This window comes from Rhodococcus triatomae, from assembly GCF_014217785.1.
Lineage (GTDB): Bacteria > Actinomycetota > Actinomycetes > Mycobacteriales > Mycobacteriaceae > Rhodococcus_F > Rhodococcus_F triatomae.
On the sequence record NZ_CP048814.1, the window covers coordinates 2,447,497 to 2,463,406 of the forward strand.

A 15,910-nucleotide genomic window follows, 5' to 3' on the forward strand; every position below is an offset into this window, starting at 1 on the left:
GCGCGGGTGCCGTTCCGAATCGAGCGTTGCTGCAGATCAGGGCATGCCGATCAGGCGCAACACGGCAGTGGTGGCCGCCGCGGCCGCGATGACGACCACGAGGGGCGCCCGCCGCCACGCGAGCACCGCGCCGACGGCGACGCCGGAGACGCGGGCTGCTCCGGCGAACCCTCCCGCCTCGTACATCGTGGCCGTCGCCGCGACGGCGATCAGGAGCACCACGGCCGCGGTCTCCATCGCGGAGGTGACCCGAGGCGGGAGAGTCACACGGGAGCGGAGCGCCGGCCCCGTCAGCCGCATCGCATAGGTACCGACGCCGAGCGCGACGCCGCCCCCGACGATCCAGCCGAGGCCGGCCGTCACTGCCGCCGCCCCGTCCGCAGGAGCGTCGGTGCGACCCCGAGGAGTGCGAGGAGTACGGAAACTCCCGCGGGCAGGAACGGGGTGGTGGCCAGAGCAATCGCCACGCCGGCGGCGACCGCGGCCCAGCGGGCCCGCGAGCGCAGGGCCGGGACGGCGAGAGCTGTCAGGAGCGCGGGAAACACCGCGTCGAGGCCCAGGACGTCCGTGTCGCCGAGGATCGCGCCGAGTACTGCGCCGGTGAGCGCTCCCAGTGGCCAGAACACGAGCACGCCGATGCCGGTGACCCAGTACGCCTGCTTGCGGAGGGCAGGGTCCTTCTGGGCGAAGGTCATCGCCACCGACTCGTCGTTGATCACGTGTGCGCCGACCAGTCTCCGACGTCCGCTGCCGAGGACGTCGGGAAGAGCGAGTCCATACGGGACGTGACGGGCATTGATCACCAGCCCGGCCACGACGGCGGCGATCGGGCTGCCTCCTGCCGCGACGATTCCGGCGAACAACAGCTCGGCGGACCCGGCGAGGACGACGACGGCGAGGACGACGGGGAGCCACACCGGCAGCCCGGACGAGACCGCCACGGCGCCGTAGGAGATGCCGACGACGCTCATGGCGAGGCAGATCAGCGCACTGTCCCGGAGGACGCCCCGATCGAGTGTTCGCCATATCAAACGCATGTTCATCAGAATGCACGCGTGTAGGCTTGTTCGTCAAACCGAACATAACTGACATCAGATCGAACGAAGCCAGCCGCCAGCCGAGGAGGCGTCATGACGGAATCGGTGCCGCCGCGAGAGATCATCGGTGCGGCCCTCCGCCGCGAACGGGCCCGCTCGGGACTGTCGCTCTCCGAGATCGCTCGTCGGGCGAATGTATCGAAATCGACTCTGTCCCAGCTGGAATCCGGATCGGGAAACCCCAGTCTGGAGACGCTGTGGGCGCTGTGTGTGGCGCTCGACATCCCGTTCGCCGGTCTGCTCGGGGAGCCGCGCCCGCGGGTCCAGGTGATCCGCGCGGGGGAAGGGCCTGCCGTCCCTTCGAGCCAGGCCGACTACAGCGCCGCGCTCCTGTCCGCCTCCCCGCCCACGGCCCGGCGCGACGTCTATTCGATCTCGGCGGAGCCGGGCGGACGGCGGCTGTCCGATCCGCACCAGTCCGGTGTCGTCGAACACGTCGTCCTGGGCACAGGCCGTGCCCTGGTCGGCCTGGTGGACGAGCCGGTCGAACTCCGTCCCGGTGACTACATCTCGTATCCCGGAGACCTCGCGCACGTCTTCGAGGCGCTCGAGCCGGGCACCCGGGCCGTGCTGATCTCGGAACGGACCTGACCTGACCTGACCTGCCATAGGCCTCCCCGGTGGCCACAGGCCGCCCCTCCCCGTGGGGTGAAGGGACCCTTCGCCTTTTCAGACCGGGCGAATGGTCCGTTCACCCAGGGGCGGGGTAGCTCCTGGGGTCAGAGCTGCTCCGCGCCCACCGTTCCACCCGCGATGGCGGCGACCAGCTGGGCGTGGTCGCGCTCGGTGCGGTCTGCGTAGGAGACCGCGAAGTCCGCGATCGCCTCGTCGAACACCGGTTTCGCGCCCAGATAGCCGGCGATCGCGAATCGGTCGCCGCTGCGGGCGTGTGCATGGGCGAGGGTGCGGCCGCAGAGCTCGGCGTACAGGCGCATCGCATCCGGGGCCATCGCCTCGATCACGACTGAGCCCTTGCCGTCCCGTAGTTGCCGTACGTAGAAGTCCCGCTCGATGCCGCCGGGCCCCGGGCCGCTCTGCCATCCCAGGAAGATGTCGCTGCTGGCCTGCAGCAGTCGCTGCCCGTTCACCACCCGCTCACCCTGGTTGTCGAACGTGTACCCCGGCACGTAGTTCGAGAGCACCGAGGGCGGCGCCTCCTTGATCTGCAGGAACAGCGGATCGTTGTCGCCGGCACCGGTGAACAGCGCGATCCAGGTGCGGGTGCCCACACTGCCCACACCGACCACCTTGCGAGCCACCTGGACCAGTTCGTAGCTGTCGAAGAGCCGACGTAGGTGCGGCTGCAACGTCTGCCGGTAGTCCTCGAGCCGCCGCCGGATCTCGGTGTACACCTCGTCCCCGTAGCCACCGGGAAAGACCTGCTCGACCGGGACCAGCAGAGGCGGGTCACTGCGGATGCGCGCCTTGCCGTCCACCACGACCGTGAGCTTGGACAGGGCTTGTGCGCTGTTGCGGTTGCGCGCCTTCGCGAGCGCCTTACGGGTGTTCTTCTCCCGCGACGTGTCGAGCCGGTCCCGGATGACGGCGAGTGCCGCGTCGATGTCGATGTTCCGATACCAGTTCTCGAGGTTCCCGGACCGGGCGGACTCCCGGATCGCGGAGCGATAGCTCTCGGCCGCGGCGAGGGCGGTGGCACGGGCTCGGGTGTCGCTGAATCCGTTGCCGCGGGACGCGACGAGGAAACTGGCGGCAAGGCGCTTCACGTCCCATTCGAACGGTCCGGGATGGGTCTCGTCGAAGTCGTTGAGATCGAAGGCCTGCGCCCGCTCCGGTGTCGCGTACAGGCCGAAGTTGCTCAGGTGCGCGTCGCCGCAGAGCGGGGCGATCAGGCCCGAGTCCGGTGCGTGGGAGAGATCGTCGGTCATCACCAGTGCGGCTCCGCGCAGATACGCGAAGGTACTCGCCGCCATCCGTCCGTAGCGGATCGGCACCAGCTCCGGGACCCGGTCGCGGGCCTGGAGTTCGAGCAGACCGAGCGGATCGCTGCGGCCCGCCTCGGGCGAGACCTCGGCCAGGGCACTGCGCGGAACCTGCTTGCGCCTGGCGCGGCCGAAGGCGATCCGCTCGGCGGGGCTCGCACCGCTCGGGAGGCTGTTGTCGACGAGCACATCGCGTGAGGCTGACATGCGTTCACGGTAGCGGCTCACGTGGGTGCACGCGGGTATCTCCGTCCAGGTGAAATCCCCGGGCAGCGAGGGCCGTCCGGGGCTACTGTCGGAACAGGTGTGACGGAAGGGGACGGGCGTGGACGTCGACGAGGTGATGGATTTCGACCGCGTCGTCGAGACGATCGCCAGGTGTATCGATTTCGCCGGGGTGACGGTCATCGCGGCAGGCGCGGTCATCGCGGCGCTGCGGGTGTTGGTCGATCTGCAACGCCGCAGCCCGGGCGTCTACCAGCTGTTCCGGAGCCGGCTGGGCCGGGCGATCCTGCTCGGTCTCGAGCTGCTGGTCGCGGGCGACATCATCAAGACCGTCGCGGTTACCCCGACGCTCACCGACGTCGCGGTGCTCGCGATCATCGTGCTGATCCGTACGTTCCTCAGCTGGTCTCTCGACCTCGAGATCACCGGCCGCTGGCCGTGGCAGAGGTCTCGCGGTGAGGCGTCTGCTCCGTCCTGACCGGTGCGACGTCGAAGGACATCGCAGCATCGACGATGCTGCCGTGCCGGAGCGCGGCGAGGTCGCGGAACCAGTTCATCCGCAGGCGCCACGGCGCCTGTGAGCCCTGCCGGGGGAACGAATCCACCGAGCGGAGTACGTAACCGGCGGCGAAGTCCAGGAACGGCTCTTCGTCGACCGACGGATCCCGACGCGGAACAGCGCGCGCGAACCCCTTGTCGTCCATGTACCGCAGTAGCCGCACGACGTACTCGGACACGAGATCGGCCTTGAGCGTCCACGACGCGTTGGTGTAGCCGACGACGAAGGCGAAATTCGGTACGCCGCTGAGCATCATGCCCTTGTAGGCCATGGTGTCGGACAGTTCGACGGAGTCGCCGTCCACGACCAGCTCGATACCGCCGAAGGCGAGCAGATTCAGCCCGGTGGCACTGACGACGACGTCTGCCTCGAGTTCGGCCCCGGATTCGAGCGCGATTCCGGTCTCGGTGAAGGTGGCGATGCGGTCGGTCACCATGTCGACGTCGCCGTGCCGGATGGCCCGGAACAGATCGCCGTTGGGTACCAGGCACATCCGCTGGTCCCAGGGGTCGTAGCGGGGAGCGAAATGGGTGTCGATGTCGTAACCGTCGGGGAGCCAGCGTTTCTGGAGATCCCGGATGCGGCCCTTCATGAACGTCGGGAAGCGCTGGCACGCCTGGTAGAGAGCCGTCGCGACCAGGGTGCTCTTGAGCCGGGCCAGGCGGTGACCGAGACCCCCGGGCAGCCTCTCCTGCAGCGTGGTGGCGAGGGCGTCCCGCGCGGGCACCGAGATGATGTAGGAAGGCGAGCGCTGCAGGATGCTCACGTGCGAGGCGGCATCGGCCATCGAGGGTGCCAGGGTCACCGCCGTCGCGCCGCTACCGATGACGACGACCCGCTTGCCGGTGTAGTCGAGATCCTCCGGCCAGTGCTGCGGGTGCACGAGGGTGCCGCCGAACCGGTCCACTCCCGGGAAGTCCGGCGTGTAGCCCTCGTCGTACCGGTAGTAGCCGGTGCAGCACAGGAGGAACCCCGCGGTGAAGCGCACCGTCTGCCCGGAATCGGTGCGCTGCGCCTCGATCGTCCAGAGGGAGTCCCGGGTGGACCATTCGGCGCGGACGACGCGGTGGCCGTACCGGATGTGCTCGTCGATACCGAACTCGGCGGCGGTGTCCCGCAGGTACTCGAGGATCGTGTGGCCGTCGGCGATGGCCTTCTCGCCGGTCCACGGCCGGAACGGGAACCCGAGTGTGTACATGTCCGAGTCGGATCGAATTCCGGGATAGCGGAACAGATCCCAGGTGCCGCCGAGGGAATCGCGGGCCTCGAGCAGGGTGTACGAACGGTCCGGGAAGTTCTTCTGGACGTGATAGGCCGCATCGATGGCGGACAGGCCGGCGCCGATGACGAGGACGTCGATGTGCTCGGGGGCCGCGGTCCCGGCAGCTCCGGCGTCCGTGGCCTCGGTGGCCCCGGTGTCTTCTGTCATCGTCGATCCTCCCGCTGGTCCGGCTGTGCGCTCCACCACACTACCCGTGGGTAGCGACGGGGAGAACCGGGCCGAGCGCTGGTCGGCTGATACCCCCGGGGGTATAATCGGGCGTAGTGACCCGAACCGTGACGGATTGCCCGTTCGGACGCCCCGGATCCGCAGGAAGGATGTGCCGTGGTCGGCAACGAAGAGAGCATCGCGCTGGTCCTCAATCGACTCCGCCGTGCCCACGGTCAACTGGCCGGAGTGATCTCCATGATCGAGGACGGCCGGGATTGCAAGGACGTGGTGACCCAGCTCGCGGCGGTGTCCCGCGCGCTCGATCGCGCGGGATTCAAGATCGTCGCTTCCGGATTGCGCGAGTGTCTGGCGGGGGAGAAGGCGGGCGAAGGTGAGGTGGGGGCAACCCCATCGATGACCGAGGCCGAGCTGGAGAAGCTGTTCCTCGCGCTCGCCTGAGCGGCCGGGAGCGGCCCCGGCACCGGCACCGGAGGAACGGTCACTGAAGACGTGGCCACCGAAGAAGTGAAGGACGACATCATGACAGACGACACCCTGGCCCTCGCCACCCGACTGCACGCCACGTTCGACGAGGCCGTACAGCGCACACGGAATGCTCTGCAGGAGCAGGGGTTCGGCATCCTCACCGAGATCGACATGTCCGCGACCCTGAAGTCGAAGATCGACGTGGACATGGAGCGCTACGTGATCCTCGGCGCGTGCAATCCGCCGCTGGCGCATCGCGCCGTCGACATCGACCGCCGAATCGGCCTGCTGCTGCCCTGCAATGTCGTCGTCCGTGAGGATCGCGATTCCGCCACGGAGGGTGGGGCGGTTGTCGTCGAGGCGATGAACCCCCAGCTGATGGTGCAGGTCACCGGCGAGCCGGCGCTGGCCCCGGTCGCCGCGGAGGCCGGTGTCCGGCTGCGGGCGGCGATCGATTCGCTGGCGGACTGACCGGCTCCACCGCGCGTCCCACCACTCAGGGCAGCCTCAGTAGGCTGTCTGTCGTGAGTCGATCGTCGACGCCGGACGGCGTCACCGCCGAGACCGTCACCGGCGGTTCGATCCTCCGTCGCACCCTCGGCAGGCACCGTGGCCGCATGGTCGCCGCCTCTGCACTGGTGGGGCTCCACCAGCTGTGTGAGGCGATGGTGCCGGTCGCCATCGGTCTGATCGTGGGCCGAGCGATCGCGCCGAGCGACGGCGCGGCGATGACTCTCGGAATCGTGGGGCTGGCCGCGTTGTTCGTAGTGCTCACCCTGGCGTGGAGGTTCGGTGCCCGGCTGGTGGTCGTGGCGATGGAGACCGAGGCGCACCGGCTGCGGGTCGAGGTCGCCGCGCGCATCCTCGACCCCCGCGGGTTGCGGAGCCCGATGAAGGCCGGCGAACTGCTCACGGTCTCCACCTCGGACGCGGACCGCACGTCCTGGATGCTCGACGTCGTCGCCCGCACCGTGGCCGCACTCACCGCGGTGATCGTCACCGCTGCGGTGCTGTTGGCCATCGACCTCCCGCTCGGTGCGGCGGTTCTGGTGGCAACGCCCTTGCTGCTCGGCGGCCTGCAGGCCCTGGCCCCGCTCATCACCCGTCGGACCGTGACCCGGCAGGAGGAGATCGCTCGCGCGTCGGCGTCCGCCACCGATCTGGTGAGCGGGCTGCGCCCGTTGCGGGGGTTCGGTGGCGAGACCGCGGCGGACGAACGGTACCGGGTCGTCAGCCGATCGGCGTTGCGCGCCACTCTCGGTACGGCCCGGGTCCAGTCCGTGTACACCGGAATCGCGACCGGGGCCAGCGGCATCCTCGCGGTCGGAGTGGCCGGAGCCGCGGGCTGGTTCGCGGTGCAGGGACGTCTGTCGCTCGGCGAGCTGGTCACGGTGGTGGGCCTGTCCCAGTTCCTGATCGAGCCCCTGACCACACTGTCGCGGCTACCGGCCGTCGTCGCCGGCTGCCGGGGGTCGGCGCAACGACTCGCGGAAGTCCTCGCCGCACCACATCTGTTGCCCGCGCCGTCGTCCCGGATCGACGAGCCCTCCAGCCCCCACATCGTGTTCGCCGATGCCGGTTACCGATCGGTGACCGGCCTGGACCTCGAGATCGGGCACGGCGAGCTCGTCGGAATCGTCGCCTACCGGCAGCAGGACGCCGACGCGGTGTTCGCATTGCTGTCCGGGGACGTGCCGGACGGTGAACGCACCGGCAGCGTCACCGTCGCGGGCCGCGAACTGGCGGAGTTGCACCTCGACGATCTGCGCCGGACCGTTCTCGCCGAGCCGCACGCCGGCCACCTCTTCGGCGGAACCCTGCATTCCAACATCGTCACCGGCGACACCGACACCGGTCCGCCCGAACACCTCGAACGTGTCCTCGACGTGTCGGCCGCTCGCGATGTCGCGGAGTTGCATCCGGACGGGCTCGACCGTGCCGTGGGGGACGAGGGCCTGAGCCTGTCCGGTGGACAGCGGCAGCGGGTGGCACTCGCGCGCGCACTGTCCCGTCGCACCCCGGTTCTGGTGCTGCACGACCCGACGACGGCGGTGGACGCCGTCACCGAACAGGAGATTGCGGCCGGGGTCGCCGAACTGCGGCACGCCGATCACGTGTCCGGAATCCACACGACGATCGTGCTGACGACCAGCCCCAATCTGTTGGCGGTGACCGACCGGGTGATCGTGGTGGAGGAAGGGCGGATCGTGCGGGACGGCACCCACCACGAGCTCGCCGAGACGGACGAGCGCTACCGCACGGCGGTGCTGCGATGACGGCGACCACCGGGCCCGGTGCCGGGACAGGCGACGCCTCCTCGCGTCCGCTCCTCCCCGTGGCCACCGCACGCCGCTGCTCGCGGTGGTTGCTGGAAGCACTGCGCGGTCGCCCCCTGACGACGACGGCGACGCTCCTCGCGGCCACCGGAGCCGCGGCGGCGACCGTGGTGCCGCTGTACATGTTCGGCCGGCTGATCGACGAGATCCGCGCCGGAGCGGGCGGTGCGACCGTGGCCACCTTCGTCGCGGTCATCGCCGTGGCCGCCGTGGTCGCCGGTCTCCTCACCGGCGTCTCGTCGTATCTCATCGAGGTGCTCGGTGGATCGCTGCTCGCGCGGCTGCGCGAGCAGGTCGTGGCACGGACCCTGCGCCTTCCGCTCGGGACGGTGGAGAAGGCAGGCAAGGGCGACGTCCTGTCCCGGGTGGGCGACGACATCTCGGTCATCGACAAGTCCGTCGGCGAGGTGGTGCCGAGCATCGTCTCGGCCGCACTCCTGGTGGCCGCGAGTCTCGTCGCGATGGCCGGAATCGATTGGCGGTTGGCGATTGCCGGCTCCCTGGCCATCCCCGTCTACGTGCTGGCGCTGCGCTGGTACCTGCCCCGTTCGGCGCCGCTGTACGCGGAGCAACGCGTCGCGATGGGTGCGCGTTCGCAGGCCTTGATCGGCAGTATCCAGGGCCGCAGGACGGTACGTGCCTACGGTCTCGAGGAGAGCCACCTGCGCGAGATCGACCGCGCGTCCGATCGCGCGAAACTGCTGGGTATCACCGTGTTCTCGCTGTTCACCCGGTTCGCCGGTCGCGGAAACCGGGCCGAGTTCGTCGGTCTCGCGCTCATCCTCGTCACGGGTTTCGCCCTGCATTCGAACGGTGCGATCACCGTCGGTGCCGCCACCGCCGCCGCACTGGTCTTCCATCGTCTGTTCAACCCGATCGGACTGTTGCTCTATACCTTCGACGAGGTGCAGTCTGCAGGGGCGAGCCTGGCCCGCATCGTCGGGGTCATCGACATCCCGGACCCGCCCCGGGCGACGAATGCCGCCGTCCCGGAAGATTCCTCACTCGAGCTCGCCGACATCAGGCATTCGTACGACGGCCGGGAAGTGCTCCACGGCGTGACGCTGCGGCTCGAGCCCGGTGAGACCGTCGCGCTCGTCGGAGCCACCGGCGCGGGCAAGTCCACGCTCGCCTCCCTCGCCGCGGGCGTCCACGTGCCCGACTCGGGGTCGGTGCGGATCGGCGGTGTCGACATCGCCGGGTTCGGTGACACCGTGCGTCGGCGCGTTGCCGTGGTCAGCCAGGAAGTGCACGTGTTCTCCGGATCGCTGATCGAGGATCTCCGGCTCGCCGCCCCGGACGCGGACGAGACACGTGTGCGTCGAGCGCTCACCCGGGTCGGCGCACAGGAGTGGGTCGAACACCTGCCCGACGGAATCGACACACAGGTCGGCGAGGGCGGGCACGAATTGACCACGGCCCAGGCACAGCAGCTGGCCCTCGCCCGGATCCTGCTCGTCGACCCGGACGTCGTGGTGCTCGACGAGGCGACGGCGGAGGCCGGCAGCCGGGGAGCCCGGGAGCTGGAGTTCGCCGCGGCTGCCGTGACGAACGGGCGCACGGCCCTCGTCGTCGCCCATCGGCTGACCCAGGCGGAGCGAGCCGACCGGGTGGTCGTGCTCGGTCACGGCCGCATCCTGGAGGAGGGCACGCACGATGCCCTGGTCGCCGCGGGCGGCGGCTACGCGCGTCTGTGGGCAGCCTGGTGATCGGGTAGCGCGGTCCGGCCGACGAGGGTGGCGATGTCCTGGGCGGTGAGTGCGGCGGGGGTGCCCCGGTTCACCAGGTCGGCGAATCCGCCGTCGTCCGCCATCACGGTGATCGTGTGCAGGCGCTCGGTCTCGGAGATGTTGACGATGCGGTGCTCGGATCCGGGCCTGAGTACCAGGACGTCGCCCGCTCTCAGTTCCACGACGTGATCGTCGCTGTGAGCCCGTGCCCGCCCGGACAGGACGATGAAGATCTCGGCGGAGTCGTCGTGGGAGTTGACCGGTTGCGCGCCACCGGGTTCCCAGATCTCGAGGAACACGCTGGCGCTCGAGCCGTCGGCGGGACCGGCCAGGGTACACAGGCGCACGGAGTCCTCGGGGGAGATCAGTGACGCGGTCAGTTCGTCGAGGTTGCGCACGACGGGTGGTGCTCCGGTCATGGTCGGATCCTTTCGATGAGGGTGGTCTGTCGGGTGACGTCGAGGTGCGCGGGGGTCGGCGCAGGAGTGAGGATCGTGACCGGTCCGCAGTCGTGACGCACCACCGGGTGGCCCAGGAGATCCCGGCCGGACTCGGGCGCCGTCGCGGAATCACGCACTGCCGCAGCGGCAGTGGCCACGTCGGTGACCGACGACGCGGGCAGTTCGGGAGTGAGGTTGTGGGCCGCGAAGACGCGGGTGACGGGCAGCCGGGACAGACGCGCCGTCGACCGCGCGAATGCCGCGACGTCCGCCCCGTCGCCGTGCAACCAGTGCGCCGCACCGAGCACGGTGTCGCCGGAGAACAGGAACCCGGTGGCGTCCTCGAACAAGCAGAGCTCGTCCGGGGAATGGCCGGGAGTGTGCAGTACCCGCAGGTGCCGCCCGCCCAGATCGAGCACCTCGCCGTCGTCCAGGGTGCGGGTGGGTGGCACGCCGGGGACGGTCCAGCCGGACAGCTGGGGCAGTGGCCGCATCGCGGGCAATCGGTTCAGTGCGAAGAAGTACCGGCGGTCCAGTGCGGAGTACCGCCGGTACTCGCGGGCCACCTCGGTCATGGCTTCGGCGTATGCGGACAGGAAGGCGGGGTCGGCGTCGACGTGCGCGCACGGAGAGTGTGGTTCGATCACGTGAGGGTGCACCGCGAAATCCGTGACGGGGAGATCCGTGGTGGCCAGATCGGCGTTCCCGCCGCGGTGGTCGAGGTGATGGTGCGAGGAGACGACGAGAACCGGAAGGTCGGTCAAGGATGCGACGACCGAGGAGATCGGTGCGATACCGAGCCCGGTGTCGAACAGGAGTGCCGATTCGGTACCGACGACGAGGTAGCAGTTGACATGACCGGGTTCGGCCACGAGATACACGCCCTCTGCCATCGGCCGCACGTCGAACCAGCTGTCGGGCGTGGCGCAGAACGTCGGGGGTCTCACGATCGGGTGCCTTTCTGGCGGAGCGTCGCGGTGGTGCAAAAATGTTGATGTGGGTAACATTTGTGACGATAGGTACGGTTTATTGCGCACCGGTAACGGATGTGGATCGCAGGTGTTGACGCCCGTCGGGGAGGAGATCTCGTGGCGAGTCCAGGGAAGGCCGGCGTGACCGCCGAGCGCGGCGTCGCCCGATCGGACGCGCATCTCGGTGCGGCCATCCGGGCGAGGCGCCGCGAGTTGGGCCGGACGCTCGTGCAGGTCGCCCTGGCCACGGGGCTGTCCCATCCCTTCCTCAGTCAGATCGAGCGCGGCCTCGCCCGCCCGTCCATGCGTTCGCTCTACCTGATCGCCGATGCGCTCGAGACGACGCAACAATCGTTGTTGGCGCGCGGTGCACCCTCCGAGCTCACGGGATCGACCGTGGCGGCGACGGCGCGCCCGGACGCGGATCAGGGCGTCCACGAGGCCCGGCTGGTCGATCACGACCCCGCCGGTGCCGACGTCACCGAGATCATCGTGGAATCAAGGGAATTCGAAGCTTTCTTCGTGCACGACCGACGCGAACTCGTCTACGTGGTGTCGGGTGCGATCGAGGTGGAGTTGCTCGCGCCGGGCGTGGGTGCGACGCCCGTCTCGGAGTTCCACACGCTGTCGGCGCGGGAGTCCATCGCCTATCCGGGAGGAACTCAACACCGCCACCGCAGGGTCGGGGACGGCCTTGCCATCGTGGTGCTCGTGCACTCCGGAACGGAATTCACAACGCCGTAACCTGGCCGATGTTCATCACATCAACATCGGAGTTAGGCTCGCCGACGTGATGGACCTTGCCACCTGCGACCCGGATCTGCGCGTCGCCTTCGCCCGCTACGAGCGGGCCCTGATGCGTAACGACGTCGACGAACTCGACACCCTGTTCGCTCGCGGGCACACCACGATCCGCAGCGACGGCGGCCGCACCCTGGTCGGACACGAGGCCATCGCGCAGTTCCGCGCGGGACGGTCGGGAGCGCCACGACGGGAGCTGAGGCGCGTCCACGTCCGGCCGATCGGCCCCTCCGCTGCGGTGATCGTCGCCGAGAGCATCAGGATCTCCGAGAATGGCAGTGCCGAAGGTGATCTCGCCGTACAGACCCAGGTGTGGGAGCGGGACGAACGGTGCGGGTGGGTCGTGACCACCGCCCACGTCTCCACGTCTCCGCGGCCGGTGTATGCGCCCGTGGACCCCGGCGATGCGAGGATCTGGCGGAGCGCGCACGGCGCCGTGCCACCGGCCATCGGGGCGGACGACGGCCCGCTGCGTCGTCGGCGGATCGCGGTGAAAGACCTCTTCGCGGTGGAGGGTCATCCGATCGGCGCGGGGAACCCGCGGATACTGGCGACGGCCGAGGTCGAACCCCGACACGCACGCGCGGTCGCGGACCTGCTCGTGGCCGGCGCGGATGTCGTCGGTATCGCACACACCGACGAACTGGCGTTCTCCCTGTCGGGTACCAACGCCCACTACGGCACGCCGCCGAACCCGGCAGCTCCCGGACACGTTCCCGGTGGATCCACGAGCGGGCCGGCCTCCGCGGTGGCCGCAGGCGCGGCCGACATCGGACTCGGCACCGACACCGCCGGGTCCGTCCGGGTCCCCGCCTCCCACTGCGGTCTCTACGGGCTCCGGACGACGCACGGCGCCGTCTCGCGGGAGGGGCTCGTCGGCCTCGCGCCCTCCTTCGACAGTGTGGGTGTGCTCACGCGCGACGCAGGATTGCTGCGCTCCGCGGCGAACGCGCTGCTGCCGGCCGGGCCCCGGCACGCCGTCGACAGGGTGGTATGGGTACCGGAGTTGACGGGCCTCGCGACGCCTGCTGCCGCGGCGTCGTTCACGGCGGGTCTCGAGGCACTCACGTTGCGCGACTGCGCTGCCGGGCCCACACTGCCTGCGGCGGTGTCGGTGTCGCTCGATTACCCTCCGGGTGTCGACCTGGACGGGATACTCGCCGCGTTCCGCGTCGTCCAGGCCGCCGAAGCCTGGCGCCTGCACGGAACGTTCGTCACCGGGAACGGCGACGCGCTCGACCCCGCCGTCCGCGCGCGGTTCGCTGCCGGACGGACGGTGGATGCCGCGACGGAGTCCGAGGCGCGCGCCGTGCTCACCCGGATGCGGGCGAGCCTGCACGGACTGCTCCCTCCGGGCACGGTCCTCGCACTGCCGGCCACCTCGTCGGGGGCACTGCCGGTCGCCGCGGAACCCGAGGCCGTCGAACGCACCCGCGCCGCGACTCTGCGCCTGACCTGCCTGGCCTCCCTCGCCGGGCTGCCCGCTCTGTCGATGCCGCTCCTGGCAGACGGCGCGCTGCCACTCGGGCTGTGCCTGATCGCGGGCCCGGATGAGGACCACACCCTGCTCGACTTCGCCGTGTCCGACCCCGCCGTGTCCGTCCCTGCAGTGTCCACCCCTGTCGTGTCCACTCCTGCCGTTTCCCCGAGCGCCACCTCGTCCATCCACTGACCCGAGGAGTGATCGTGTCGCCGATAACCCAGCCGGCCGTACCGGGTGCCGCGCAGCGCCGTACGCGAGGACGCAATGCGTGGCAGCTCGATCCGGAGCACGTGGACCTGCGGCGAGCGGCGCTCGAGGCGGAGCCGATCGAGATCGACGCGCGGCCACAGCGGATCACGATGGACCTGTCCAGGACCGCGCTCGTCGTGGTCGACATGCAGAACGACTTCTGCCATCGCGACGGCTGGTTGTCCGGCATCGGTGTGGACGTCACGCCGGCGCGGGCCCCGATCACGCCGTTACGGAGTCTGATTCCGAGTCTGCGTGATCGGGGTGTGCCGATCGTCTGGGTGAACTGGGGGAACCGTCCCGATCGCGCGAACCTCCCGCCGGGGGTTCTGCACGTGTACGATCCGGCAGGTTCGGGAGTCGGAATCGGTAGCCGCGCCAATGCGGCGGGTGCGCCCGTCCTCGAACGGGGTAGCTGGTCGGCGGCGATCGTCGACGAACTCGTCCAGGAGCCGTGGGACGTCTGCGTCGACAAGTATCGGATGAGCGGATTCGTCGACACACCACTGGATTCGATCCTGCGCAACCTGCGTGTGGACACCCTGCTGTTCGCGGGTGTGAATGCGGATCAGTGTGTCCTTGCCACGCTGGCCGACGCGGCCGACCTCGGGTACGACGTGGTGATGCTCACCGATGCGGTGGGGACGACGTCGCCCGAATTCTGTATGGAAGCCACGGTCTACAACGTGCGTCAGTGCTATGGATTCACCGCGGAGAGCGGCGCATTCACCGGGTGAGGTGCGGGCAGCCGGCCGCACCCCACCCGGTGTCGTCAGGGGCCGGTCCCGATCACAGGTCCAGCACCAGCCGCGGACCGCACGCACGCGAGACGCAGATCATCATCGTCTCGCCCTCGGCACGCTCCTCCGGTGTGAGAACCGCGTCCCTGTGCTCGATTTCGCCGCTCACCACCTCCACCTCGCACGTACCGCAGATTCCCTCGCGGCACGAGGACGCCGCCAGCAGGTCGGCTTCCTCGACGACGTCGAGGATCGATCGGTCGGTGGGCACGGACAGAGTACGGCCGCTGGTCGCCAGGTGGACCTCGAACGGCCGGGCAGTGGCGGCGGTGTCCGGGGCCGGCGGGACGAAGCGCTCGGTGAAGACGTCCACCGCGGGCAATGGTGCGACGGCCTCCTCGACCGCGGAGAGCAGTCCCGTGGGACCGCAGCAGTAGACGGCGGTTCCCCGTTCGAGTCCGGACAGTGCCGTCCGAGGATCCCAGCGTCCCTCGGTGACCGAGTCGTGCAGGGTGATCTGTCCGGGCCAGGCCGCGACGAGATCGCCTGCATACGGCATCCGGTCGGCGCCCCGGCCGCAGTAGTGGAGTTGCCACGACCGCCCCGAGGCGGCTGCGGCTCGGGCGAGAGCGAGCATCGGCGTGATTCCGATGCCACCGGCCACGAGGACGTAGCCGGCCGCGCGCACCAGCGGGAAATGGTTGCGCGGCGGCCGCACTCGCACTCGCGCGCCGACCCGCAGGTCATCGTGGACACGGGCGGATCCGCCGCGACCGGGCGCCTCGCGCCGGACGGCGATCATGAACGTGCTGCGCTCCTCGGGGGTACCGCACAACGAGTACTGACGGACGAGATCCTCCGCGAGCACGAGGTCGAGGTGCGCGCCGGGCGCCCACGGAGGGAGGACGGACCGGTCCGGCCGGGCAAGAGTCAGTTCGACGACGTCGTGGGCGACGGTCCGTCGCTCGATGACGACGACCTCGAGCGAGTCGGTACCCGGCCCGGTGGGTGCCGGGGTGCCCGGCGTGGAGGGACTGGATGTGGGGGATTGGGGCGTGGAGGGATGGGACACGGACGACTCCTGTATCTGTGCGTCCGCCGCGCGAGTGTCCCAGCCACGAGACCTGCACTGCCGCCGGGCCGTAGCCGGGCGTGCCAGGTCATGATTCTAGGGCACGGCGCAGGTGCTGCAACCGGAGAGCGCGCCCGAGTCCGCCTCTCGCGCCGAGGTGTGACACGCCCCCTCGTGCCGAGGTGTGACACGCTCCCTCGTGCCGAGGTTTAACACAACGAGAGGCCTGGTTTACCGAGGCGCAACATCTGCGCCCCCATACTGAGGATGTTGATGGAGTCAACATTTTGTCTGCCACCGCGGTGGTACCCGTCGCCGCCCGCACGACCGTCCCAGCCCCGACCGCAAC

Annotated in this window: 16 protein-coding genes; 9 read left to right on the forward strand and 7 right to left on the reverse strand. The window is 69.7% G+C overall.

Translation table 11 applies throughout. The features are described from left to right. Positions 1 to 36: 36 nt before the first annotated feature. Together G4H71_RS11470 and G4H71_RS11475 are read right to left on the reverse strand one after the other, a co-directional pair. Positions 37 to 363 (reverse strand): AzlD domain-containing protein, encoded by a 327-nt coding sequence (locus tag G4H71_RS11470; RefSeq protein ID WP_072738526.1) that lies wholly within the window; start codon positions 361 to 363, stop codon positions 37 to 39. Next, positions 360 to 1,037 carry an AzlC family ABC transporter permease gene (locus G4H71_RS11475; RefSeq protein WP_072738611.1) on the reverse strand — a complete coding sequence of 226 codons (678 nt, stop codon included), beginning with the start codon at positions 1,035 to 1,037 and terminating at the stop codon, positions 360 to 362. Before G4H71_RS11475 ends, G4H71_RS11470 begins: the two co-directional genes overlap by 4 nt. 93 nt (positions 1,038 to 1,130) lie before the next feature. Here G4H71_RS11475 and G4H71_RS11480 point away from each other — a divergent pair, with 93 nt between their 5' ends. Next, positions 1,131 to 1,688: a helix-turn-helix domain-containing protein gene (locus tag G4H71_RS11480; protein WP_072738525.1), complete on the forward strand. Its 558-nt coding sequence runs from the start codon at positions 1,131 to 1,133 to the stop codon at positions 1,686 to 1,688. 128 nt (positions 1,689 to 1,816) lie between these two features. Here G4H71_RS11480 and G4H71_RS11485 read toward each other — a convergent pair whose 3' ends face one another. Continuing rightward, entirely contained in the window at positions 1,817 to 3,244 is a 1,428-nt protein-coding gene (locus tag G4H71_RS11485; protein WP_072738524.1) for a DUF2252 domain-containing protein, read from the reverse strand. 136 nt (positions 3,245 to 3,380) lie between these two features. Between G4H71_RS11485 and G4H71_RS11490 the strand changes: the two genes are divergently transcribed. Beyond that, complete coding sequence (locus G4H71_RS11490; RefSeq protein ID WP_072738610.1) at positions 3,381 to 3,740, forward strand: DUF1622 domain-containing protein; 360 nt, start codon at positions 3,381 to 3,383, stop codon at positions 3,738 to 3,740. Here G4H71_RS11490 and G4H71_RS11495 read toward each other — a convergent pair. Next, positions 3,685 to 5,250: a flavin-containing monooxygenase gene (locus G4H71_RS11495; RefSeq protein ID WP_072738523.1), complete on the reverse strand. Its 1,566-nt coding sequence runs from the start codon at positions 5,248 to 5,250 to the stop codon at positions 3,685 to 3,687. The genes G4H71_RS11490 and G4H71_RS11495 overlap by 56 nt on opposite strands. A 177-nt stretch (positions 5,251 to 5,427) precedes the next feature. Between G4H71_RS11495 and G4H71_RS11500 the strand changes: the two genes are divergently transcribed. From G4H71_RS11500 to G4H71_RS11515, 4 genes are all read left to right on the forward strand, one after another. Further along, a complete protein-coding gene (locus G4H71_RS11500) occupies positions 5,428 to 5,712 on the forward strand; it encodes a metal-sensitive transcriptional regulator (protein WP_072738522.1) in 285 nt (94 codons plus the stop codon). Positions 5,713 to 5,793: 81 nt separating this feature from the next. After that, entirely contained in the window at positions 5,794 to 6,210 is a 417-nt protein-coding gene (locus G4H71_RS11505; RefSeq protein WP_072738609.1) for a DUF302 domain-containing protein, read from the forward strand. A 146-nt stretch (positions 6,211 to 6,356) separates the two neighbouring features. Then, positions 6,357 to 8,015: an ABC transporter ATP-binding protein gene (locus G4H71_RS11510; RefSeq protein WP_072738608.1), complete on the forward strand. Its 1,659-nt coding sequence runs from the start codon at positions 6,357 to 6,359 to the stop codon at positions 8,013 to 8,015. Continuing rightward, positions 8,012 to 9,784, forward strand: coding sequence for an ABC transporter ATP-binding protein (locus G4H71_RS11515; RefSeq protein WP_072738521.1), 1,773 nt, complete (start codon positions 8,012 to 8,014; stop codon positions 9,782 to 9,784). Before G4H71_RS11510 ends, G4H71_RS11515 begins: the two co-directional genes overlap by 4 nt. Here the strand turns inward: G4H71_RS11515 and G4H71_RS11520 are convergent. Next, complete coding sequence (locus tag G4H71_RS11520; protein WP_072738520.1) at positions 9,757 to 10,224, reverse strand: cupin domain-containing protein; 468 nt, start codon at positions 10,222 to 10,224, stop codon at positions 9,757 to 9,759. The two genes, G4H71_RS11515 and G4H71_RS11520, sit on opposite strands and share 28 nt — an antisense overlap. Further along, positions 10,221 to 11,192 (reverse strand): MBL fold metallo-hydrolase, encoded by a 972-nt coding sequence (locus G4H71_RS11525; protein WP_246442233.1) that lies wholly within the window; start codon positions 11,190 to 11,192, stop codon positions 10,221 to 10,223. Before G4H71_RS11525 ends, G4H71_RS11520 begins: the two co-directional genes overlap by 4 nt. Before the next feature lie 141 nt (positions 11,193 to 11,333). On the opposite strand from G4H71_RS11525, the gene G4H71_RS11530 reads away from it, so the two are divergent. Genes G4H71_RS11530 through G4H71_RS11540 form a run of 3 tightly spaced genes read left to right on the forward strand, consistent with a single transcriptional unit; the run spans position 11,334 to position 14,486 of the window. Then, complete coding sequence (locus G4H71_RS11530; protein WP_246442231.1) at positions 11,334 to 11,960, forward strand: helix-turn-helix domain-containing protein; 627 nt, start codon at positions 11,334 to 11,336, stop codon at positions 11,958 to 11,960. 49 nt (positions 11,961 to 12,009) lie between these two features. Continuing rightward, entirely contained in the window at positions 12,010 to 13,689 is a 1,680-nt protein-coding gene (locus G4H71_RS11535; RefSeq protein ID WP_072738517.1) for an AtzH-like domain-containing protein, read from the forward strand. 14 nt (positions 13,690 to 13,703) lie between these two features. Beyond that, on the forward strand, positions 13,704 to 14,486 hold the full coding sequence (locus tag G4H71_RS11540; RefSeq protein ID WP_246442228.1) for a cysteine hydrolase family protein: 783 nt from the start codon (positions 13,704 to 13,706) through the stop codon (positions 14,484 to 14,486). 52 nt (positions 14,487 to 14,538) lie between these two features. Here G4H71_RS11540 and G4H71_RS11545 read toward each other — a convergent pair whose 3' ends face one another. Continuing rightward, positions 14,539 to 15,561 carry a PDR/VanB family oxidoreductase gene (locus G4H71_RS11545; RefSeq protein WP_083343135.1) on the reverse strand — a complete coding sequence of 341 codons (1,023 nt, stop codon included), beginning with the start codon at positions 15,559 to 15,561 and terminating at the stop codon, positions 14,539 to 14,541. Positions 15,562 to 15,910: the final 349 nt, after the last annotated feature.

Bases quoted from the DNA above. Each gene is read 5' to 3' on its own strand.
- G4H71_RS11490 (WP_072738610.1), top strand. From the start codon at position 3,381: ATGGATTTCGACCGCGTCGTCGAGACGATCGCCAGGTGTATCGATTTC.
- G4H71_RS11475 (WP_072738611.1), bottom strand. From the start codon at position 1,037: ATGCGTTTGATATGGCGAACACTCGATCGGGGCGTCCTCCGGGACAGT.
- G4H71_RS11535 (WP_072738517.1), top strand. From the start codon at position 12,010: ATGGACCTTGCCACCTGCGACCCGGATCTGCGCGTCGCCTTCGCCCGC.
- G4H71_RS11480 (WP_072738525.1), top strand. From the start codon at position 1,131: ATGACGGAATCGGTGCCGCCGCGAGAGATCATCGGTGCGGCCCTCCGC.
- G4H71_RS11510 (WP_072738608.1), top strand. From the start codon at position 6,357: ATGGTCGCCGCCTCTGCACTGGTGGGGCTCCACCAGCTGTGTGAGGCG.
- G4H71_RS11485 (WP_072738524.1), bottom strand. From the start codon at position 3,244: ATGTCAGCCTCACGCGATGTGCTCGTCGACAACAGCCTCCCGAGCGGT.
- G4H71_RS11495 (WP_072738523.1), bottom strand. From the start codon at position 5,250: ATGACAGAAGACACCGGGGCCACCGAGGCCACGGACGCCGGAGCTGCC.
- G4H71_RS11505 (WP_072738609.1), top strand. From the start codon at position 5,794: ATGACAGACGACACCCTGGCCCTCGCCACCCGACTGCACGCCACGTTC.
- G4H71_RS11515 (WP_072738521.1), top strand. From the start codon at position 8,012: ATGACGGCGACCACCGGGCCCGGTGCCGGGACAGGCGACGCCTCCTCG.
- G4H71_RS11520 (WP_072738520.1), bottom strand. From the start codon at position 10,224: ATGACCGGAGCACCACCCGTCGTGCGCAACCTCGACGAACTGACCGCG.